Here is a 5,206-nt window from a genome sequence, read left to right as displayed (position 1 = left end):
TGAAATGTCATTAAAACCGTTTGCGATATCAGAGATTAGCGACCCGTCTCAAGTACGGGTCGTTTTGTATTCGGGGGAAGTATTTGTACATGCGCCGCTTAATGGCGTTTTTGATTTACTGAAAGCCGCTTTGAAAAGGGAGCTTGATGGTTCACTGAAAGATTTAGAGAAGCGCTTCGAGGCTTTAAGAGAAGAGTTTGAAGATTTGAAAGAGTGTTCATTAGACGAAGTACTCTGAATGATGTGAGGACGAAAGCAGATGAAGATACCCGATCATGAACATGAATATTTGATACCTGTCGCGACGAGAGAAGAAATGATAGCAGGAACTTCTCAAGACAGCGTTGTTGTTCCGAAGCTTTTAGGGACGGCATCTTTGTATTCGTATGAAACCTTTGCGCCGTTAGAGCAGGTTGTTAATGCAAGGAAAGAAGCAGAAAAAGCCATGGCGCGTGCGAATGGCGCGCAACAAACAGCAGATCAAGCGAAAACTATAGCAGATAGTGTCAAGGAATTATCGGATGCAGCAGCGACGACGATAGCGCAAGCAGCAGACACAGCAGCGAGTTCAGTTACTGTAGCTTCTGAAGCCAAGACGACAGCAGAGACAGCTTTAGAGCAGGCAAATACGGCATTAACAGTATCCAATGCCGCCAAGACAACAGCAGAGGTCTCGAAAACCTCTTCAGAAGATGCCAAGATGAAATCAGAAGCGGCAGAGAGGTTAGCGCAAGAAGCCAAGCGTATTGCGGAGGATACTAAAGGTGCAGCCGATAGAGTGACGACAGCGGTCACGGAAAGCTCTCAAAGAGTGACACAAGTTCAAGGCACAGTAGAGACAGCTTTGACAGAGGCAAGAGAAGCCAAGGCAACGGCAGGAGATGCAAAAACACTTTCCGAACAAACCAAGAGCGCTTTTGATGATGCCAAGCAGGTGATGGGCGAGGTGAAGAATGTTGCAGAAACAGCAGCAACGAACAGTGGGCAAGCTCTCACGACAGCTTCTGAAGCCAAGATGACAGCTGATAGAGCCTCTTCGGTAGCTGGTGATGCAAAAGAAACAGCGTCTCAAGCTCTGTCGGTAGCTCATGATCTTAAGCAATCGGTTGATCATGTCAAGAATACAGCTGAGGGAGCCAAAAGGACAGCAGAAGGAGTAGAGCAGAGGGCTTTAACAATAGAAGACGTTGCTACACAAGCCAAGACTAAAGCTGGTGAAGCCAAACAATTGGTTGAAGAAGTTAAGACGACAGCGTATTCGGCAGAAACGTTAGCGAATAATGCAAAGCGGTTAGCGGATAGCGCAAAAGACACGGCGGTGGAAGCGAAGAATAAAGCAGAGGATGCTCATGTCCTTTCGCAAGACGCTAAGAGCACAGCAGAGACGGCAGAAGGGAAAGCCGCAAGAGCCGAAAAGAAGGCGGATGATGCGACAGTCACAGCTTCAGAAGCCAAGATTATGGCGCAAGAGGCAAAACAGGCGTTAGAGACATCAACAGCGCAACAAGATGCTTCAGAAGCATTGTCTAAAGCCGCTGAAGCGAAAAAAGTAGCAGATCAGGCAGCAACGTTAGCTAATGAAAGTAAAACGACAGCTGTTGAGGCAAAAGGTTTAGTGGAGGAAGTAAAACAATCGGTAGCGACAGCGACAGAAACAGCAGAGAGCGTAGCTAACGAAGCCAAAGGAGCATCAGAAAGTGCTGTTAGGGTGGCGAATACAGCGAAGACCACAGCAGAAGAAGCCAAGAGTGCAGCGGATACAGCAACAGCGACGGCTCATCAAGCCCAACAGAGTGCAGAGGAGGCTACAAAATTAGCTTCTGAAGCGAAAGCGGTAGCAGAGTCTGCGGCGCGTTCAGGAGAGACGGCAGGGCATGTTGATGCAGAAGCGTTGAAGGGTATAGCTACAGCAGCAAAGAGTAAAGCGGAAGCAGCAGAGAAGGTAGCAGAAGAAACGAAAGGTGCTTTGGATGGTCTAAAACAATTAGCCAATAGTGCGAAGTCGACAGCGGACGAGGCAAAGAAGGTAGCTGATGGTGCACAAAAGAAGGCATCACAGGTAGAGACAGTAGCGGGTGAAGCTGAAAAGATAGCGAAAGAAGCCAAACAGACAGCTGGTTATGCTAACCATGAGGCGGCACAAGCGCGCAGTGAGGTAGAAAAGGCAAAAAGTACAGCTCATGAAGGATGGAGTAATGCCAATAAAGCTCAGGAAGTAGCAGGTGACGCTAAGACTATAGCAAGTTTAGCGCGTACGTACGCAGATGAAGCCAAGAAGATAGCGGAAAATTCAGGCAACACAGCTCATCAAGGGTGGAGTACAGCTAACAACGCGAAGGAAGTAGCAGGTGACGCTAAGACTATAGCAAGTTTAGCACGGACATATGCAGACGAAGCCAAGAAAAAAGCGGAAGTAGCAGATTCACAATCCTATCAAGCTAAGGGCGAAGCCGAAAAAGCCAAGGAAATAGCTAATAGTGCAAAATATACAGCAGAACAAGCACAGAAAGCGGCAGAAGCGGCGGGTAAAAAGGCAGCGTCTTTAGCATCATCTTTAGAAGACAAGCTAGAAGAGACAGAAAAAACAGCGAAGGAAGCCAAACAGAAAGCTGTTTATGCCGAAAATGATGCGAGGCAAGCTCGTAGTGAGGCAGAATCTGCGAAAAATATAGCTTATAATGCTAGTAGTACAGCTAACAACGCGAATGAAGCCGCCAATAACGCTAAGACTATAGCAAGTTTAGCAGAAACGGCAGGCGAAGAAGCCAAGAAAATAGCGGAGAAAGCCGATGACCGAGCGTATGAAGCCAAGAATGAAGTAGAAAAAGCCAAGGAAATAGCTAGTAATGCAAAATATATAGCAGGAGAGGCGCAGAGGGCAGCCGAAACAGCGGGTAAAAAAGCCGCGTCTTTAGAGGAAGAAGCGGAAGAGGCACAAAAAATAGCCAAGGAAGCCAAGGAGTCTGCTGGTTATGCAAGACATGACGCGGAGCAAGCGCGTAGTCAGGCAGAAAAGGCAGAAAAAACAGCAAATGAAGCGTGGAGTAAAGCTTACGACGCGAATGAAACAGCAGATAATGCTAAGACTATAGCAAGTTTAGCACGGATGTACTCAGATGAAGCCAAGAAAAAAGCTGAGACAGCAGATTCACAAGCCTATCAAGCCAAGAGCGAAGCCGAAAAAGCCAAGGAAGTAGCTGATAGAGCGAAAAGGACAGCAGAAGAAGCTAAAACAACAGCCGATACGACGAAGCAAGAGCTTGGAGGTATCAAGAGTTCTCTGGAAACAGCGACAACAGCTCATACAGTAGCCACACAAGCAAAAAATCTCGCAGAAAAGATAAACACTTTTCTAAAACAGTCTCATTTAACGGTTTTATCAATTTCCACCCCTTTTCTTGTTGCGACAGGCAAAGCGCAATTAACCGTGAAAAAAGGAACCTATCTAACTTTGCCACGAACTCATGATATTTTGGTTGTAAGTTATACGGTAGATGCCAGAATAAGCATGCCGTCTCTTTCTGCGGGCAAGGATTATTATCTTTATTTGGTACCGGAGGGAGATTCTCATAAAATTGTTGTATCAGAAAACTCTACGTATCCAAACGGTTACAGCGTCAATAATTCGCGCAAGATAGGAGGGTTTCATACGCTTTGTGCGGATGTTGGTACGATTTCTGGTCACCCCTTGTCTGGTTATAGGGCAGGGGATATTTTACCCAATTCAGTTTGGTGTTTAAATCACCGCCCTTATAGTTCACCAGAGGGAATGGTCTACGACCCCTCTACAGATCTTTGGGTTGATATTTATCTTCAATCAGGGACGGGTGAAAATACGAAATCAATGTATCGTACCAATATAACAACAAACCGTAATTATACCGAACATGTAACAGATATGGCGCGTGTTAAAAAATCTTTACTGAGTGATGAAGCGTTTGCTTCTGCTATGTATGGAAGCAATGAAAAGACACATATTGTTGGCAAGAAAGAACCAACCTCTAAGGTTTCAGGTGGATATAAGGATACGGCGAATCGTCGAATGATCTCGCATATCGGTTGTGAGGATGGTTGCGGTTATGTTTGGCAATTTTTATCGGGCACGTTTCCTATACCCATAAGCCGTACGCAAAATACGTTTGAAATGAGAGCATTGTTAGGGGGTGGTAGCTGGAGTAATACAACGGATAATGGGCGTTTTACTCGAGCCGCCATGATCGTCAATGGTGGAAATGAACAAGTTGCGGCGCGTGGATGTAGCCATACGCGTCATTTTGTTTAGGAGGGAGAGATGATAGAATATCCAGAACATTTAAATAGCAAAGAAGATTATCTGAACATGCTTTCTTTTGACAAAGTTGAAACAGTAAGAAGGCTAGAGATGCTTTTGACAACGCGTTTTTATTGGTTTTTTGTCAAAGAACTCAGTGAAGGAGAAGAGGGGATTGAAGATGACACGCATAAGGTTTGTCTAACAACAACCATGCCATTTGATTCAAATGGTGATTTTGTAGAAAAGCGTTGTCAGTATGAATTACAGGAAAGCGAATATGCACCGCTCTTTCAACTTGGCTTTCGTGTTGAAGAAGTCGAGCAACTGATCAAAGAGCATAGTCAATAGAGATCATAAAAAAACATTTTTATCCAGCCTCACTTTTGTGGGGCTTTTTTTATGGAGCGTCAGATGAGAAAGATATCGAAAGAAGGATTAGAGCTTATCAAACAATGGGAAGGATTGCGTTTAGAGGCTTATAGAGATACGGCATGTGTCTGGACGATTGGTTATGGTCACACCAGCAATGCGGGTCACCCCCTCGTCAAAAAAGGTATGTGTATTAGCCAAGAGCAAGCAGAAGAAATCCTTTGTGAAGACTTAAAGCAATTTGAGAAGACGGTAGAGGAATCGGTCACGGTTTTATTAACGGATTGCCAATTCGCGGCATTGGTCTCGTTTTGCTATAATGTAGGAACCGCTGCTTTTTGCAAGTCAACATTGTTGAAGAAGCTTAATCAAGGGGATTATGAAGCCGTACCCTTAGAATTACAGAAATGGAATAAGGTCGGTGGGAAGCCTCTTGCGGGTTTGGCCAACCGTCGAGCAGCAGAAGCGGGATTATGGGCAAAAGGGTCTTATGTTTCTTCAAATTATCAAAGGGTAGAAACGAAAACGGCAACCGGACTTCTTAAAATAGAAGCACTTGCCCCG

4 protein-coding genes are annotated in these 5,206 nt (G+C 45.2%); all 4 read left to right on the top strand.

Features of this window, described 5'->3' with window-relative positions; all coding sequences use genetic code 11:
* Window positions 1-4: 4 nt before the first annotated feature.
* Window positions 5-238, top strand: a complete 234-nt coding sequence (locus ACFIJP_RS08545) for a hypothetical protein (RefSeq protein WP_375626965.1) — start codon at window positions 5-7, stop codon at window positions 236-238.
* A gap of 21 nt (window positions 239-259) precedes the next feature.
* Window positions 260-4,282 carry a hypothetical protein gene (locus ACFIJP_RS08540; protein ID WP_375626963.1) on the top strand — a complete coding sequence of 1,341 codons (4,023 nt, stop codon included), beginning with the start codon at window positions 260-262 and terminating at the stop codon, window positions 4,280-4,282.
* 9 nt (window positions 4,283-4,291) lie between these two features.
* Window positions 4,292-4,621 (top strand): hypothetical protein, encoded by a 330-nt coding sequence (locus tag ACFIJP_RS08535; RefSeq protein WP_375626961.1) that lies wholly within the window; start codon window positions 4,292-4,294, stop codon window positions 4,619-4,621.
* 63 nt (window positions 4,622-4,684) lie between these two features.
* On the top strand, window positions 4,685-5,206 hold a 522-nt coding region (locus tag ACFIJP_RS08530; protein WP_375626959.1), incomplete at its 3' end, for a lysozyme.

The organism is Bartonella sp. MU37NMGALS (genome assembly GCF_042194015.1).
In the GTDB taxonomy this organism is placed as follows: domain Bacteria; phylum Pseudomonadota; class Alphaproteobacteria; order Rhizobiales; family Rhizobiaceae; genus Bartonella; species Bartonella grahamii.
This window is presented reverse-complemented; position numbering and strand designations above follow the sequence as displayed.

What these genes read in the sequence shown, in the direction of transcription:
- ACFIJP_RS08545 (WP_375626965.1), top strand. Translation starts at nt 5, where the DNA reads ATGTCATTAAAACCGTTTGCGATATCAGAGATTAGCGACCCGTCTCAA.
- ACFIJP_RS08540 (WP_375626963.1), top strand. Translation starts at nt 260, where the DNA reads ATGAAGATACCCGATCATGAACATGAATATTTGATACCTGTCGCGACG.
- ACFIJP_RS08535 (WP_375626961.1), top strand. Translation starts at nt 4,292, where the DNA reads ATGATAGAATATCCAGAACATTTAAATAGCAAAGAAGATTATCTGAAC.